Below are 14,024 nucleotides of genomic sequence, written 5' to 3'. Positions count from 1 at the left end.
ATGGCGCCACTTGAAATCCGTCATCGTTCCGTCCGTCCAATCTCCGCCAAGCATGCTCAAGCTTCACGATTTTTGCAACAGAGCCGCTGCGGGGCAGCCATCAGCGGCCCCGGCGGACCGCTAAGTTCTTGCATGATCGCAAATGCTAGTATACCTTGGTTCCGCTCATCACAAGAGTCAGGAGATGGATATGGCTTGGAAGAAACCCGAAATCCGTGAAATCGCGCTCGGCGCGGAGATCAACTGCTATGCCTGCGCCGAACTGAGCGCCTAAGCATCACTCCATGAAGATCATTATGCTGGGGGCAGCCGCCGGCGGTGGCTTCCCCCAGTGGAATTCCAATGCCGGTGGGTGCCGGCGCGCCCGCAGCGGCGACCCCCTAGCGAAATCGCGAACCCAGACCAGCGTCGCGGTTAGCCGTGACGGGGAGCGCTGGTTCGTGCTCAACGCATCGCCCGATCTGCGCCAGCAGATCAACGACACGCCGGCGCTGCACCCGCGCGATGGCCTTCGGCATACGCCGATCGCGGGCGTCGTGCTTACCGGCGGCGATGTGGATGTAGTCGCGGGGCTTCTGACCCTACGCGAGCGCCAGCCCTTCACGCTCCACGCTTCGCACCGGATTCATGACGTGCTCGACGCCAATCCGATCTTCGAGGTGCTCGCGCGCGATGTCGTGACGCGCAGCGTCGAGCAACTCGGCGTGCCTTTCACGCTGGAGCCAGGATTGACCGCGCGCTTCTTCGCCGTGCCAGGGAAAGTGCCACTCTATCTCGAAAGCGGCAGCGAACCGCCGCCCATCGTCGTCGATGATACGACCGTGGGGCTAGAAATCGTCGAGGGCGACAAGCGCATGCTCTTCATTCCGGGTTGCGCGGCCATGCCCGAGGATCTGCGCGCCCAACTCGTCGGCGTCGATATCGTCTTCTTCGACGGCACGCTCTGGCGCGATGATGAGATGGTGGCCGCCGGCTTCGGTGGCAAGACAGGCCAGCGCATGGGACATATGAGCCTCTCGGGACCGCAAGGCACGATCGAGGCCTTCCGCACCGTTCCGGTGAGGCGCAAGGTCATCATTCACATGAACAACAGCAACCCCGTTCTTCTCGCCGACAGCCCGGAGCGGGCGGAAGCGGAAACCGCCGGATGGACCATCGGGGAAGACGGCATGGAATTCATGCTATGACGGAAACGGCCGCCCCCCGATTGCTGAGCGCCGATGAGTTGGAGGCCGTGATGCGCCAGATCGGCGGCGAGCGATACCATATCCACCATCCCTTCCACCGCCTGCTCCATGACGGCAAGCTCGACCCGGCGCAGGTCCAGGCATGGGCGCTCAACCGCTATTATTACCAAGCTAGCATCCCGGCGAAGGACGCGACGCTGATGGCGCGCCTGCCCACCGCCGAGATGCGCCGCGAATGGCGCCGGCGGATCGAGGATCATGACGGCGATGGCGACAAGCCCGGCGGCATCGAACGTTGGCTGAAGCTGGCCGAAGGGGTGGGACTCGACCGCGCCCTGGTCGAGAGCGCCGCCCAAATCCTGCCCGAGACGCGCTTCGCCGTGGATGCCTATGTGCACTTCGTTCGCGACAGGACGCTGCTCGAAGCCATCGCGTCCTCGCTGACCGAGCTGTTCTCGCCGACCATCATCGCCGAGCGAGTCTCCGGCATGCTCACCAACTACGACTGGATCACCGAAGAGACGCTCGCCTATTTTACCCCGCGCCTCACGCAAGCGCCGCAGGACAGCAAGTGGGCGCTGACCTATGTCAAGCAGCATGCCAATACGATCGAGAAGCAGCAGGCGGTGCTCGCCGCGCTGCGCTTCAAATGCGACGTCCTGTGGTGCCAGCTCGACGGCCTCTATCTCGCCTATGTCTCGCCAGGCATGATTCCGCCTGGCGCCTTTGTTCCGGGGGAGAGCTGATGGCGGATGGATCATCGGCTCCCGCCTTCCGGCGCGGCGTCAAGTTCCGCTTCGATTCCGTGCGCAATGCCTGGGTGCTTCTCGCGCCCGAGAAGCTGTTCATGCCCGACGAGATCGCGGTCGAGATCCTAAAGCTGGTCGGTGGCGCACGAACCATTGATGCGATCGTGGAGGATCTCGCCGCGAGCTTCGATGCGCCGCGCGACGTGATCGCGACCGATGTCATCGCGGCTCTTGAGGATCTCTCGACACGAGGCGCCGTAGAGCTATGAACGTGCCGCCGCCGCCGATGGGGCTGATCGCGGAGCTGACCCACCGCTGCCCCCTGCAATGCGCCTATTGCTCCAACCCGCTGCAGATGGATGCGCCAAAATCCGAGCTAGCAACGGCGGAATGGCTGCGCGTGCTCGACGAAGCCGCCGCCATCGGTATCTTGCAAGTGCATTTCTCGGGCGGCGAGCCCATGGCACGGCGCGACCTGCCGCAGCTTGTGGCTCATGCCAACCGGGCAGGGCTCTATACTAACATCATCACGTCGGGCGTCCTGCTGACCGACGAGGTGATGGCGGTGCTGCTCGACGCCGGCATCGATCATATCCAGCTCAGCTTTCAGGATTCGAGCCACCAGGGCGGCGACAGGATCGGCGGCTATCGCGGCGGGCATGCGAAGAAGCTGGAGGCGGCGCGGCGCATTCGCGAGGCGGGCCTGCCGCTCACCACTAATTTCGTGATCCACCGCCAAAACATCGAACGCGTCGAGGACATGATCGCGCTCGGCGAGGCTTTAGGCGCCGAGCGGATGGAGATCGCCCACACGCAATATTATGGTTGGGCGCTGCTCAACCGGAACGCGCTCCTGCCGAGCCGCGACCAACTCGATTTCGTGAACACCGTGGTGGACGCGTCACGCGAGCGGCTCCGGGGCCGGATCGTGATCGACTATGTGGTGCCCGATTATTATGCGGCCCGGCCCAAAGCCTGCATGGGAGGCTGGGGCAACCGCTTCATCAACATTTCCCCCTCCGGCAAAGCCCTCCCTTGCCATGCCGCCGAAACGCTGCCCGGCTTCACCTTCCCCTCGGTTCGCGATTCTAGCCTCGCCGAGATCTGGACGGCTTCAGATGCCTTCGCCCGGTTCCGAGGCACTGAATGGATGCCGGAGGTGTGCAGGAGCTGCGATCGGCGCGAGATCGATTGGGGCGGCTGCCGTTGCCAGGCGCTCGCGATCGCCGGCGATGCCGCGCTGACTGATCCGGCCTGCCATCGCTCGCCGCATCATCATCTGATGGGTGAGGCAATCGCAGCGGCGGGCGGCCACGCCGGGCTGGACCTCGTGCCGCGCAGGCTGCAACAAGCAGCCCATAACTGAGCTGCGCACCTTCTATCCCGAGATCGAACCCTATGAGAGCGGCACGCTCGACGTAGGCGACGGGCACGTCCTCTATTACGAGCGCAGCGGTACGCCTGGCGCCAAGCCGGCCGTTTTTCTCCACGGTGGGCCTGGCGGCGGTATCTCGGCCCGCCACCGGCGGCTTTTCCACCCCGACCATTATGACGTGATGCTTTTCGACCAGCGCGGCTGCGGGAATTCGACGCCGCATGCGGGCCTAGAGGCGAACACGACGTGGCACCTTGTCGCCGACATGGAACGGCTGCGCGAAGCGATGGGCGTCGACAAATGGCTGGTCTTCGGGGGCTCCTGGGGCTCGGCGCTGGCGCTTGCCTATGCGCAGACCCATCCCCAGCATACCAGCGAACTGGTGCTGCGCGGGATCTTCACCGTGCGCGAGTCCGAGCTGCACTGGTATTATCAATTCGGCGCATCCGAGATTCATCCCGAGAAATGGGTCGATTTCGTGCGCCCGATCCCGGAGGTGGAGCGCGGCGACCTGCGCGCCGCCTATCGCAAGCGCCTCACCGGCGACGACGAAGCGGTGAGGCTCGAATGTGCGAAAGCCTGGTCGCTATGGGAAGGCCGCACCCTGACCTTGTTGCCCGATCCCGAAACCTCCGGCGGCTTTGAAGACCCGCATTTCGCGCTCGCCTTCGCGCGTATCGAGAACCACTATTTCGTTCATCATGGCTGGCTTGAGGACAACCAGCTCATCCGCGACGCCGGAAAGCTCCACGGTATTCCCGGCACCGTCGTCCAGGGCCGCTATGACCTGGCCTGCCCGACACGCACTGCCTGGGAACTGCACCAGGCTTGGCCCCAAGCGGACTTCCATCTTATTGAAGGTGCCGGGCACGCCTTCTCCGAACCGGGCATTCTCGACCGTCTGATCCGGACAACGGATCGCTATGCGGGGCTGGCGGAGACGTGAGCGACGCGGCGGCTGTCAGGGCTTCCACAACCGCAACCGCTGACGGGCTTGCGGCGCCGCGCCGCTATTGGGCGCTGACAGGCCTGTGGCTGGCCATGGCCATGACGGTGATCGACAGCACGGCCGCCAATATCGCTCTGCCGACGATCGGGCGCGATTTCGGGGTCGGCCCCACGACGACGACATGGATCGTCACCACCTACCAGATCGCGATCGTGATGACACTGCTTGGCGCCGCGTCGCTCGGCGAACGATTGGGCTATCGACAGATATACATGGGCGGGCTCGCGCTGTTCATACTGATGTCGGCCGCTTGCGCAAGCGCACGCAGCCTCGAATGGCTCGCGTTCTTCCGCTTCGCGCAGGGGCTGGGGGCTGCCGCGGTCATGGGCGTGAATGGCGCGCTGATCCGCCTCACCTGGCCCAAGGAACTGCTCGGGCGAGGGCTGGGGTATAATGGCGTGGTCATCGCCGGAACTGCGGCGGCTGGACCGGCGCTGGCTGCTTTCCTGCTGTCGATCGGCGACTGGCATTGGCTCTTTCTGGTGAATATTCCCGTGGGGCTGCTCTCGCTGGCGCTGGCGGCCCGCTTCGCCCCCGACCGTCCGCCTGAGACCGACAAATTCGACACGGCTAGCGCGCTGCTGAGCGCGACCGCATTCGGGGCGCTGTTCCTGGCGATCTCGCGAGTCATCCACGACCGCTGGTCGCCCCTTACCGCCGGCCTGCTGCTCGCCAGCGCCGTGGCGGGCGGCGCCATGCTGCGCCGGGCACGGACAAGCACCAGACCGATGATCCCCCTAGACCTGATCGGCCACCCACGTCTGCGGCTTGCCTATGCCGCGTCGATATGCGCGTTCGCGGCGCAAATGTGTCTGCTGGTGTCTATGCCCTTCCTGCTCGAAGGCGAGCGGGGCTTGAGCGTCGCCACAGTGGGGCTGCTCATCCTGCCCCTGCCACTCGCTACCGCACTCAGCTCGCCTCTTGCCGGAAGGTTCGCCGACAGGTCATGGGCCGGGGCCATGAGCGCCGGCGGCCTGTGCCTGCTCGCGGCAGGGCTGCTGGTCCTCGCCTTCGCGCTGCGGTCTACGCCGCCGCTGCCGCTTGTCGGCGCTGCGATGGCATTATGCGGTGTCGGCTTCGGCCTGTTCCAGGTGCCCAACAACAATGTCATGCTGCGCACCGGCCCGGTAACGCGCGCGGGCGCCGCCGCCGGCATGCTGACGCTCTGCCGACTGACCGGCCAGACCGGCGGCACGTTGATCGCCGCCGTGTCCTTGTCGATGACAGGGGAGGGGACTATTCCGGCGCTGATCGGAGCGGCGCTGGCGCTTTGCGCAGCCGCCTTCGCACGCGGACGCTAATAGACGCGCATGCGCGGCCCCGTCATCAGCGGGCTTCGGCCGATAAGCTGGCGGCTCGCGAGCGTCGTCGCGTTCGTCGCCGCCTACGCTCGCCACCAACCGCTCGAGATCCTTGGCGGATAGATCAGGATTACACTGCATCAGCTTCTGGATGAGTTCTGAACGAATCATGCCTCCTCCAATCAGAGCGCAGCGACAACGCCTAGATCAACACCCGTTCCACCTCATCCAGCGTCACGTCGTCGGGACGGCGATCGTAAAGCTGGGTGGTGCGCGTGGAGGCATGGTTCGCCATCGTCGCGGCGCGCTCCAACGTGCCGCCGTTCTTCAGGTAGGCGGTGATCCCTGTCGCGCGGAACGAATGGTTGCCGATCGCCGTCTCGATCCCGGCCGCCGCGGCGCGCCGTCGCACCATCTGAAACGCGCTCGCCTGGGGCAGGGGGGTGTCGCTTAGTCGCCTGGTGCCCCGCGCGATCGTGCGGAACAGCGGCCCTTTGCGATCCTCGCGTAGATCGCAGCCATCGATGTAGGCGGTCATATACTCTTCCAGATTGTGGTGGCAGGGCATTTCGTGCCGCTTGCCGCCCTTCTCGTGCAGCCGAACCCATAGCCGCCGATTCTGCACGAACACGTCCTCAACCCGCATCGCCAGCGCCGCGCCTATCCGCGCGAACGAATAGACCATCAGCCCGATCAGCGCCCGATCGCGAAGCCCGGCGGGCGTGGTCACGTCGATCGCATCGAGCAGCCGCCGCGCCTCGTCGGGGGCCAGCACGGGGGTCTTGCCGCGCCGCACGCTGTGCGCCGGCCCGCGCACCGACGCTGCCGGGTTCGTCGGCACCACTTGGCCCGTCACCAGCCAATCGAACAGGTGGCGCACGCCGGCGAGCTGCTGCTTGACCGTGGGCGCGCTCACCTCGCGCCCCAGCGCCTCGATCCATGCCGCAACGTGGAGCGGCTGCACCGCGGCGACCGACACGACTCCGCGCGCATCGCACCATGCCAAAAACTCACTCGCGGCACGCGCGTAGGCGCGCCGCGTATGCGCGTTGCGGATGGTGACCGCGAAGAACTCAAGGAAGCGGCGTTGCGTGGCGTTGTCGGCCGATGCGACCAGCGCCGGCAGCGCCAACGCGGGAGCGGGAGCGGGCTGGAGGGCGAGCTGGTTCACGCCTAGAAGCTGCGCTTCTCGATCGCTGCCAGCACCTCGGGCTCGGTGGCAAGCCGGCGGCTGGTATCGACCAGGCGCTCGATCCATGCGCGATTGCCCTGCTTCGCGGCCGCGCGCGCTGCCTCTTCTTTAGGCAGGTTGCTCTTGCCGCGAGTCCCGCCGCTCTCGTTGCTGCTCATGTCGGGCTTCCATCGTTCTTCGGCGGCCATTCAAGGCTGTCGATCGCCTCCTGCAAGCGGACGGCGGTTGCCACTGCGCCGGCGGCGTGAAGCTGCGCCAGCGCCTCCAGCATCAACGCGCGCGCACCGGCCAAACGCAAGGCCGGGCTGATCTGGAGGGCCTATGGGGTCCTGGTCCATAGGCCTTCATAGCGCTCCCGATACATCCGATAAAGGACATTATCACATATAGAGGCGCGACGCTAGCGAAACGACCACCGCAGGCGCCGAGATCCCGAACTCGCCCCCTAATCTGGTGAGCGACGGCAGGGCTTGCTCACCGATCTGGCGGCACACCGTTCGGGCGTCTCCAACTTAGGGGGTCGATGCGCACCATTACCTTCATCACGCACTTTCAAGTCAGACATCGGCTATTGCGAAGCAGTTGCATATATCATAGGGCGGCGCACAGATTGAGAACGATTCGCAAGGGGGTAAAATGAAAAAAAGTACATTAAGCGGCGCGTTAGGCCTTGGATTAATGGCCGTGCCCGCAACGGCCCAGGACCAGCCAGCTCCCCCGGCTACGGACGCACGCCAAACAATCATCGTCACCGGCGTCCGGGACGGCTACCAGGTCGATGCGACCAGCACCGCCACCCGCACTCCGACCAGTCTCAAGGACGTTCCACAGGCGGCATCGATCATCACCGAGGCGCAGATTGACGATCAAGCTATGCGCTCGATCGCCGACGTGCTTCGCTATGTCCCCGGCGCGGTGATATCTCAGGGTGAGGGTCACCGCGATCAGATCATTCTGCGCGGCAACAACAGCACCGCAGACTTCTTTGTCGATGGCCTGCGTGACGACGTGCAATATTACCGCGGCCTCTACAACGCAGAGCGGATCGAGGTCCTGAAAGGTCCCAACGCAATGATCTTCGGCCGCGGTGGTGGGGGTGGGATCGTCAACCGCGTCACCAAGCGCCCCGGTGCCAACGCCTTCATCAGTAGCAGCGGTTCGGCGGATACATATGGCGCATGGTATATCGACACCGACATCAACCAACCGATCAGCCAGTCCGCCTCGGCTCGACTGAACGCCGTCTATGAGGAGTTCAACAGCAACCGGGACTTCTACGACGGACGCCGGCTCGCGATCAATCCGACCTTTGCCGTATCGCTAGGCGGCACCACACGGATCGACCTGGGCTTCGAATACAACAATGACAAGCGCACGATCGATCGAGGCGTTCCCTCGGCTGCCCAAGGCTCTCTGACCAGCCCGTCACGCCCCCTTACCGGTTTTCGCGATACCTTTTTTGGTGTGCCGGGATTCAACGTCAGCGATTTCGAGGCTAAGGTCCTAAGCGGGCGCATCGAGCATCGGTTTAGCGACAACCTGACCGTAACCAGTCGCGTCCTCTACGGAGATTATGACAAGCTCTATCGAAACACTTTCGCGGTAACCCCGGCCACCCCGCGCGGCGCCGTCCAGAGCGTCGGCCTCGAGGCATATAGCGATCCCACGACGCGCAAGAACCTGCTCAACCAGAACGATCTCGTCTGGACCGTCACCACCGGCCCCGTCCGCCACGTGCTGCTCGCCGGCTTCGAATATGGCGATCAGCGCACGCGCAACCAGCGGATCAATGGCTTTTTCGGAAGTGGTGATATCGTCAATGGAGGGCGGCGCGTCTTTGTCGCGTTGGCTGACCGAATCACGGTGCCGCCAGTCACGCTGCGCACCACCGCCAACACCGGCTACCGGTCTATCCGGACAAATGCCGACGCCACGGCCTTCTATGTGCAGGACCAGATCTCGATCGGCGAACATGTCGATGTCATCGGCGGCGTTCGCCGCGACCGCTTCAAGCTCAGCATCGATGATCTCGTCGCCGGGCGGAGCTATAGCCGGACCGACACCCTCTGGTCTCCCCGCCTTGGGGTAGTGCTGAAGCCGGTGCAACCCGTCTCGATCTACGCCAGCTATAGCCGGTCCTTCCTGCCGCAATCGGGCGATCAGTTTTCATCGCTCGACATAACAACCGCCGCGCTGGAACCAGAGAAGTTCGACAATTACGAAGTCGGCCTCAAATGGGATGTTTCCCCAACGCTTAACCTGACCGCTGCCGTCTACCAGCTTGACCGCACCAACACCCGCGCAACCGATCCCAATGACGCGACGCGGACGGTGCTTACGGGCGCGCAACGCAGCAAAGGGCTTGAGCTCGGCCTCAGCGGCGCGATCACACCCCAATGGCAAATCAGCGCCGGCTACACGCTGCAGGACGCAAAAATCCGCAAGACCACGAGTGCGGCTCCTGCGGGCCGCGAGGTCCCGCTTGTGCCCAAGCAGCAGGCTTCGCTCTGGACCCGCTACGACTTCACCCCTCGCTTGGGAGCCGGGGTCGGCGTCTACCACCAGACAAAAAGCTTCACCTCCGTCAGCAATGCCGCCGTCCTGCCTGCGTTCACCCGCGTCGATGCCGCCGCGTTCTTCAAGCTCACCCCCCACATCGAGGCGCAAATCAACGTCGAGAACCTCCTCGACAGCAATTATTTCTCGTCCGCCTACAACGATAACAACATCATGCCCGGTGCGCCGACAACCGCGCGAGCGACGGTTAGAATGAGCTTTTAGACAAAGGCTTTTCCTTTGGTGCTGGATGCTTTCACCATAGTTGTTCAGCACGCACTAATAGGTGCCGATTGGCCGGCTTGTTCAGCGTACTCGGTTTGATGCGCAAGCCCAAAGGCCCGATATTCATGTTCGTTAAGTCCCGAAAATCGTAGCCCATTGTCACAGGCCGCGGACAATTCGTGTGGTTCGAACGCCGACACGGGGGTGGCATTGCGCGCAAATAGCGTTCCGCTAGGGGTCGCATGGCTTGTCGGATAGAGTCACGACCATCATCGCCGCCACTGCTCCGATGCGATCGGCAACCCCCAGCTCAGACTGACACATTACCAACGCATGATTTGGTGCGCTGGGAGGCGTCCTTGCTCCCATCATCAAGGGGTGACTACACGAAAGTGACGTATCTGCACGGAAAGGGCGAACGGATAGCGAACGTCACGCGGCAAGTAGGGAGTTGACGGCGCGCAGCGGTCGCAAGGCGTCCAGATCGGGTTGATCTTCAACATTCCAGCTATAGTCACCGGTCAGCGAGATATGCTCCCAGCCCAATGGCGCGATGTGGCGTGCGATTTCGTCGGCTGTGCCGATGTCCGCCAGCGCCATTTCGAGATAGCGAGTGTTCCACAAGATGATGGCGGCGACGAGCAGGTTGAGGCCGGAGGCGCGATAGGTCTGGTTCTCGAACCGACGATCGCGCAGTTCGCCGAGCTGGTTGAAGAAGAGCGCGCGGGCGAGCGCGTTGCGGGCTTCGCCTTTGTTGAGGCCCGCCTGGGTGCGCCGGCGCAGGTCGATGTCGCGCAGCCAGTCGAGCATGAAAATGGAGCGTTCGAGGCGGCCCAGCTCGCGTAGTGCGAGGGCCAGTCCGTTCTGTCGCGGATAGGCGGACAAGCGGCGCAGCATTGCCGAAGCAGTGACGGTGCCGGTGCGGATCGACGTGGCGAACCGCAGCAGTTCGTCCCAATGCGCCGCGACATGACCCAATGCGATCGGTTCGGCCGTCATGCCGGCAAGCAAGGGGCCGGATTCTTGGCCGGGAAGGAGGTGTAAACGACGCTCCTTGATGTCGCGCAGGCGCGGCGCGAAGCGGTAGCCGAAGAAGGGCATGAGGCCGAACACATGGTCCGATGCCCCGCCCGTATCGGTGTAGTGCTCCTCGATCGTCAGGCCGGTCTGGTGATACAGCAAGCCATCCAGCACATAGGGCGCTTCGCCAGCGGTCGCCGCGATCACCCGACTTGCGAAGGGGTCATATCGATCCGAGACATGGGTGTAGAAGGCAACGCCTGGTTCGTTGCCGCTGCGCGCGTTGATGTCGCCGATCGCGGCCCCACGGCCCCCGGCATGAAATTGCTGTCCGTCGCTCGACGAAGTGGTGCCGTCTCCCCACAGCGCGGCGAGCGGCATGGCGCGATGGGCGTCGATCAGCCTTCCCAACGCTTCGCCATAGGCGGCTTCGCTGATGTGCCAGTCGTGAAGATGGGCGAGCTGACGCAGACTTGCGCCCCGGCAGGTTTCCGCCATGCGTGTGAGGCCGAGATTGATGCCATCGGCGAGGATGACCGTGAGCAGCGCATTGCGATCGTCGGCTTCCCGGCCCGAACGACGATGGATGAAGCATTCGCTGAACCCGGTCCAGGCATCGACCTCCAGCAGAAGATCGGTGATCTTCACGCGCGGCAGTCGATCATAGGCGGCGCGACGGGCAATCTCGGTGGCGGGCGGTGTTGCCGCCTTCAGCGGCGAGATGATGAGACCGTTTTCGTCAAGCTTAACCTGGGGCAGCTCCCCTTGCCGTGCAAGGACCGTTACCTGCTCGATCGCCGTGTCGAGCCTGGTGCGCCGTTCCTCGATATGGCGCTCGAAATCCGTTTCGATGGCGAGCGGCAACGGCCCCTTCTCGCGCAGCGCCGCAAAGGTCGCCGGCGGTATGAGATAGCTGTCGAAATCGCGAAACTGCCGGCTTCCCGCGACCCATATATCCCCGGCTCGCAACCGCTCGCGTAGTTGCGACAAGGCGCATAGTTCATAAGCGGCACGATCAACGATGCCATCCCGCAGGACGAACGGGCGCCATGCGGGCGGCACAAAGCGTAGCGGCACGCGATCAGGCAAGCGCCGTTTGCCGGTCCGATATAGCTCCGCGATGATGGCCAGCGCTGACAGGAGCCCCTGAACCGCGCCGGCGCCGCGAAACTCGAAGACGTTGAGAAAAGCGCCGACAAAGAGCTTCACCGTCCGATGCCGCTCGATCAATTCGGCGGTGCGATCGACGGTTTCCGGTCGCCCGAGCACTTCGGCCTGCTCGACGGCCACGGCGAAGTGCTGCCAGTCCAGCGCCTCGATCTGCGCCAGAGAATCCACGCCCTTGCTGCGCGCGTCGATGAGGAGGCGGCAAGACCCCGTGAGCGTCCGGAGGTGGCCTTGCAACTCGCGCACCGTCTTGAGGGCTTTGTCGCGGGTCCGGTTCTCGGCGCGGCGCGCCATGCTGCCCAACAGCTTGTCGAACATCGTCAGGGTGGCGTCGGTCAGGCTTTCCTCAAGCCGGATGCCGGTTGCCGCCAGCGTCGCATGGCGGCGCAGGGCATTGAGTTCGCCAAGGTGCTGGGGTGTGATGCGGCTGCCTTCGTCCGCCAGCCTGTCAAAAGTCAAAGCCGGGATCATGTCGGCACGGGCGCGATCGAGGCCCAGCGCGCGGATATAGGCGAGCCGTTCGATCAGGCGCAGGATGTTGCGCGCTGCCGGCGATTGTGGCGCATTGCGCATCCAGGATAGCCATGTCGCGACCTGCCCCGGTCGTCGGGCCAGCAAATCGTCCAGGCCCTGAAGGGTGTCAGGCAGCAGGCCATTCGTGAGCACTTCATAGGTAAGCTGTTCGGCTTGCTGGCGCGCCCGCCGCAGCACCGCTTCGAGAATCGACGGAGAAGGCAGGAGGATCTGCAGGCGCCGGAGTTCATCGACGATGACGTCTGCCATCTGGCCGGGGTGTATGATGGTCTGCGCGATTGGGACCGAGAAGGCGACAACTTCACGGAAAGCGTTGCGGTCAAAAATCCTGAACCCGTGCGATCGTCGGATTTCGACGAGATGCTCGCGACGGGTCTGGTCCCGATGGGCATAATCCGCGAAGGCTGCCGGCGCGACGCCGAGTTGCTGCGCCACATAGGCGAGCACAGGAGCGGGCGGGACTTCGCCCGCTTCCAGCGCACGGCCAGGCCATCTCATATATAGCATGAGCATCGCATAGCCGAGCCGGGTGGCATCGCCGCGACGGCGGCCGACAATTTCCAGGTCGTCGCTGGTCAGCGTATAATGACGCGCGATCTCGCGCTCATCGAGCGGCGCGCCATAATGCCTCGCCCAGATTTCCAGGCTCACCAGTCGCCGTCTCGCCAAGCATCATCTCCTTCGCTTTGCGTGTCCGTCAGACGGTCCTCTGGCGGCCAGCAGGAATATGTCCGTTAACTCTGGACCTATAACGGCGATTCGGACAAGATCAGATAATGATGGGAAAACGGACAGGATTGGGCTGCATGTGGCGTTGATCGGCTATGCGCGCGTCTCGACGGCAGACCAGAAGCTCTCACTCCAGCTCGACGCGCTGAACGCGGCCGGGTGCGACCGGATATTCGACGATCACGCATCTGGTGCAAAAGCCGATCGGCCCGGCCTGGCCGAGGCGCTCGCCTATCTGCGCAGCGGCGACACGCTGGTGGTTTGGAAACTCGACCGTCTTGGGCGCTCGATGAGCCATCTGATTGAGAAGGTCGGCGAGCTAGCGACGCGAGGTATCGGGTTCCGCTCGCTCACCGAGAACATCGACACCACCACTTCGGGCGGGATGCTGGTGTTCAACATCTTCGGCTCGCTTGCCCAGTTTGAGCGCGATCTGATCCGGGAGCGCACCCATGCAGGCCTCAAGGCCGCTCGCGAGCGAGGTCGCCCCGGTGGGCGGCGGCCAGTGGTCACACCTGACAAGCTCCGCAAGGCGCGCGAACATATCGCTTCCGGCCTCACAGTTCGCGAGGCCGCCGCGCGCCTCAAGATCGGCAAAACCGCCCTCTACAAAGCCCTCGAAGCCACGGAGAAAAACACAAAGTCCCAGCGTTCCCGGTCCGTTCGCTCTTAGCGTGCAGATAAGTCACTTTCGTGCAGTCACCCCATCAATTTTCTCGGCCGCTCTGAAATAATGTCTATTGTCTGAAGACGCCGCGGCCGAACACATCCGCAGTCCGTTTGCAAAAAACGAGCGGACCTGCACGGCCTTCAAAAATCGCGAGATACCGAGATCGAGAAGGCGCGTGGGCGGGCGGGTGTGTACTGGCGTTCCGTGCGCACCGAAAAGGGATTGCCAAAGGCAAGCGTGTCGCCCCGCGCATTGAAGAGGTTCGTCACCGACAGGTCCACCACGAACGCTCCCCTGCGAGCCTCAAGCC

General features: G+C 63.8%; 13 protein-coding genes. 9 read left to right on the top strand and 4 right to left on the bottom strand.

What is annotated here, in order from left to right:
- The first annotated feature begins 190 nt into the window (after nt 1-190).
- The 7 genes from pqqA to AX724_RS16435 are packed head-to-tail and all read left to right on the top strand — an operon-like array spanning nt 191 to nt 5,621.
- Nucleotides 191-274 carry a pyrroloquinoline quinone precursor peptide PqqA gene (gene pqqA, locus AX724_RS16465; protein WP_125999890.1) on the top strand — a complete coding sequence of 28 codons (84 nt, stop codon included), beginning with the start codon at nt 191-193 and terminating at the stop codon, nt 272-274.
- A 10-nt stretch (nt 275-284) separates the two neighbouring features.
- Nucleotides 285-1,187, top strand: a complete 903-nt coding sequence (gene pqqB / locus AX724_RS16460; RefSeq protein ID WP_066768293.1) for a pyrroloquinoline quinone biosynthesis protein PqqB — start codon at nt 285-287, stop codon at nt 1,185-1,187.
- Nucleotides 1,184-1,933: a pyrroloquinoline-quinone synthase PqqC gene (gene pqqC, locus AX724_RS16455; RefSeq protein WP_066768291.1), complete on the top strand. Its 750-nt coding sequence runs from the start codon at nt 1,184-1,186 to the stop codon at nt 1,931-1,933. Before pqqB ends, pqqC begins: the two co-directional genes overlap by 4 nt.
- Nucleotides 1,933-2,205 (top strand): pyrroloquinoline quinone biosynthesis peptide chaperone PqqD, encoded by a 273-nt coding sequence (gene pqqD / locus AX724_RS16450; RefSeq protein ID WP_066768288.1) that lies wholly within the window; start codon nt 1,933-1,935, stop codon nt 2,203-2,205. Before pqqC ends, pqqD begins: the two co-directional genes overlap by 1 nt.
- Complete coding sequence (pqqE, locus tag AX724_RS16445) at nt 2,202-3,302, top strand: pyrroloquinoline quinone biosynthesis protein PqqE (protein WP_066768286.1); 1,101 nt, start codon at nt 2,202-2,204, stop codon at nt 3,300-3,302. The genes pqqD and pqqE overlap by 4 nt, the downstream gene beginning before the upstream one ends.
- 1 nt (nt 3,303) lies before the next feature.
- Nucleotides 3,304-4,257: a prolyl aminopeptidase gene (pip, locus tag AX724_RS16440; protein ID WP_197421608.1), complete on the top strand. Its 954-nt coding sequence runs from the start codon at nt 3,304-3,306 to the stop codon at nt 4,255-4,257.
- A complete protein-coding gene (locus AX724_RS16435) occupies nt 4,254-5,621 on the top strand; it encodes an MFS transporter (RefSeq protein WP_066768284.1) in 1,368 nt (455 codons plus the stop codon). Before pip ends, AX724_RS16435 begins: the two co-directional genes overlap by 4 nt.
- A 202-nt stretch (nt 5,622-5,823) precedes the next feature.
- Here the strand turns inward: AX724_RS16435 and AX724_RS16430 are convergent, their stop codons facing one another.
- Genes AX724_RS16430 through AX724_RS23460 form a run of 3 tightly spaced genes read right to left on the bottom strand, consistent with a single transcriptional unit; the run spans nt 5,824 to nt 7,111 of the window.
- Nucleotides 5,824-6,792, bottom strand: coding sequence for a tyrosine-type recombinase/integrase (locus AX724_RS16430; RefSeq protein WP_066768282.1), 969 nt, complete (start codon nt 6,790-6,792; stop codon nt 5,824-5,826).
- Nucleotides 6,793-6,794: 2 nt separating this feature from the next.
- Nucleotides 6,795-6,971, bottom strand: coding sequence for a hypothetical protein (locus tag AX724_RS23465; RefSeq protein WP_156448123.1), 177 nt, complete (start codon nt 6,969-6,971; stop codon nt 6,795-6,797).
- Nucleotides 6,968-7,111, bottom strand: coding sequence for a hypothetical protein (locus AX724_RS23460; protein ID WP_156448122.1), 144 nt, complete (start codon nt 7,109-7,111; stop codon nt 6,968-6,970). Before AX724_RS23460 ends, AX724_RS23465 begins: the two co-directional genes overlap by 4 nt.
- Before the next feature lie 380 nt (nt 7,112-7,491).
- Between AX724_RS23460 and AX724_RS16425 the strand changes: the two genes are divergently transcribed.
- On the top strand, nt 7,492-9,594 hold the full coding sequence (locus AX724_RS16425) for a TonB-dependent receptor (RefSeq protein WP_231736719.1): 2,103 nt from the start codon (nt 7,492-7,494) through the stop codon (nt 9,592-9,594).
- A 432-nt stretch (nt 9,595-10,026) separates the two neighbouring features.
- Here the strand turns inward: AX724_RS16425 and AX724_RS16420 are convergent, their stop codons facing one another.
- Entirely contained in the window at nt 10,027-12,984 is a 2,958-nt protein-coding gene (locus tag AX724_RS16420; RefSeq protein WP_066768279.1) for a Tn3 family transposase, read from the bottom strand.
- Between the two features lie 139 nt (nt 12,985-13,123).
- Here AX724_RS16420 and AX724_RS16415 point away from each other — a divergent pair, with 139 nt between their 5' ends.
- Nucleotides 13,124-13,717: a recombinase family protein gene (locus tag AX724_RS16415; protein WP_013039114.1), complete on the top strand. Its 594-nt coding sequence runs from the start codon at nt 13,124-13,126 to the stop codon at nt 13,715-13,717.
- Nucleotides 13,718-14,024: the final 307 nt, after the last annotated feature.

This window comes from Sphingobium sp. CCH11-B1 (genome assembly GCF_001556865.1).
In the GTDB taxonomy this organism is placed as follows: Bacteria; Pseudomonadota; Alphaproteobacteria; order Sphingomonadales; family Sphingomonadaceae; genus Sphingobium.
The sequence above is the reverse complement of the archived record's forward strand: the minus strand, read 5'-3'. Positions and strand labels throughout refer to the sequence as shown.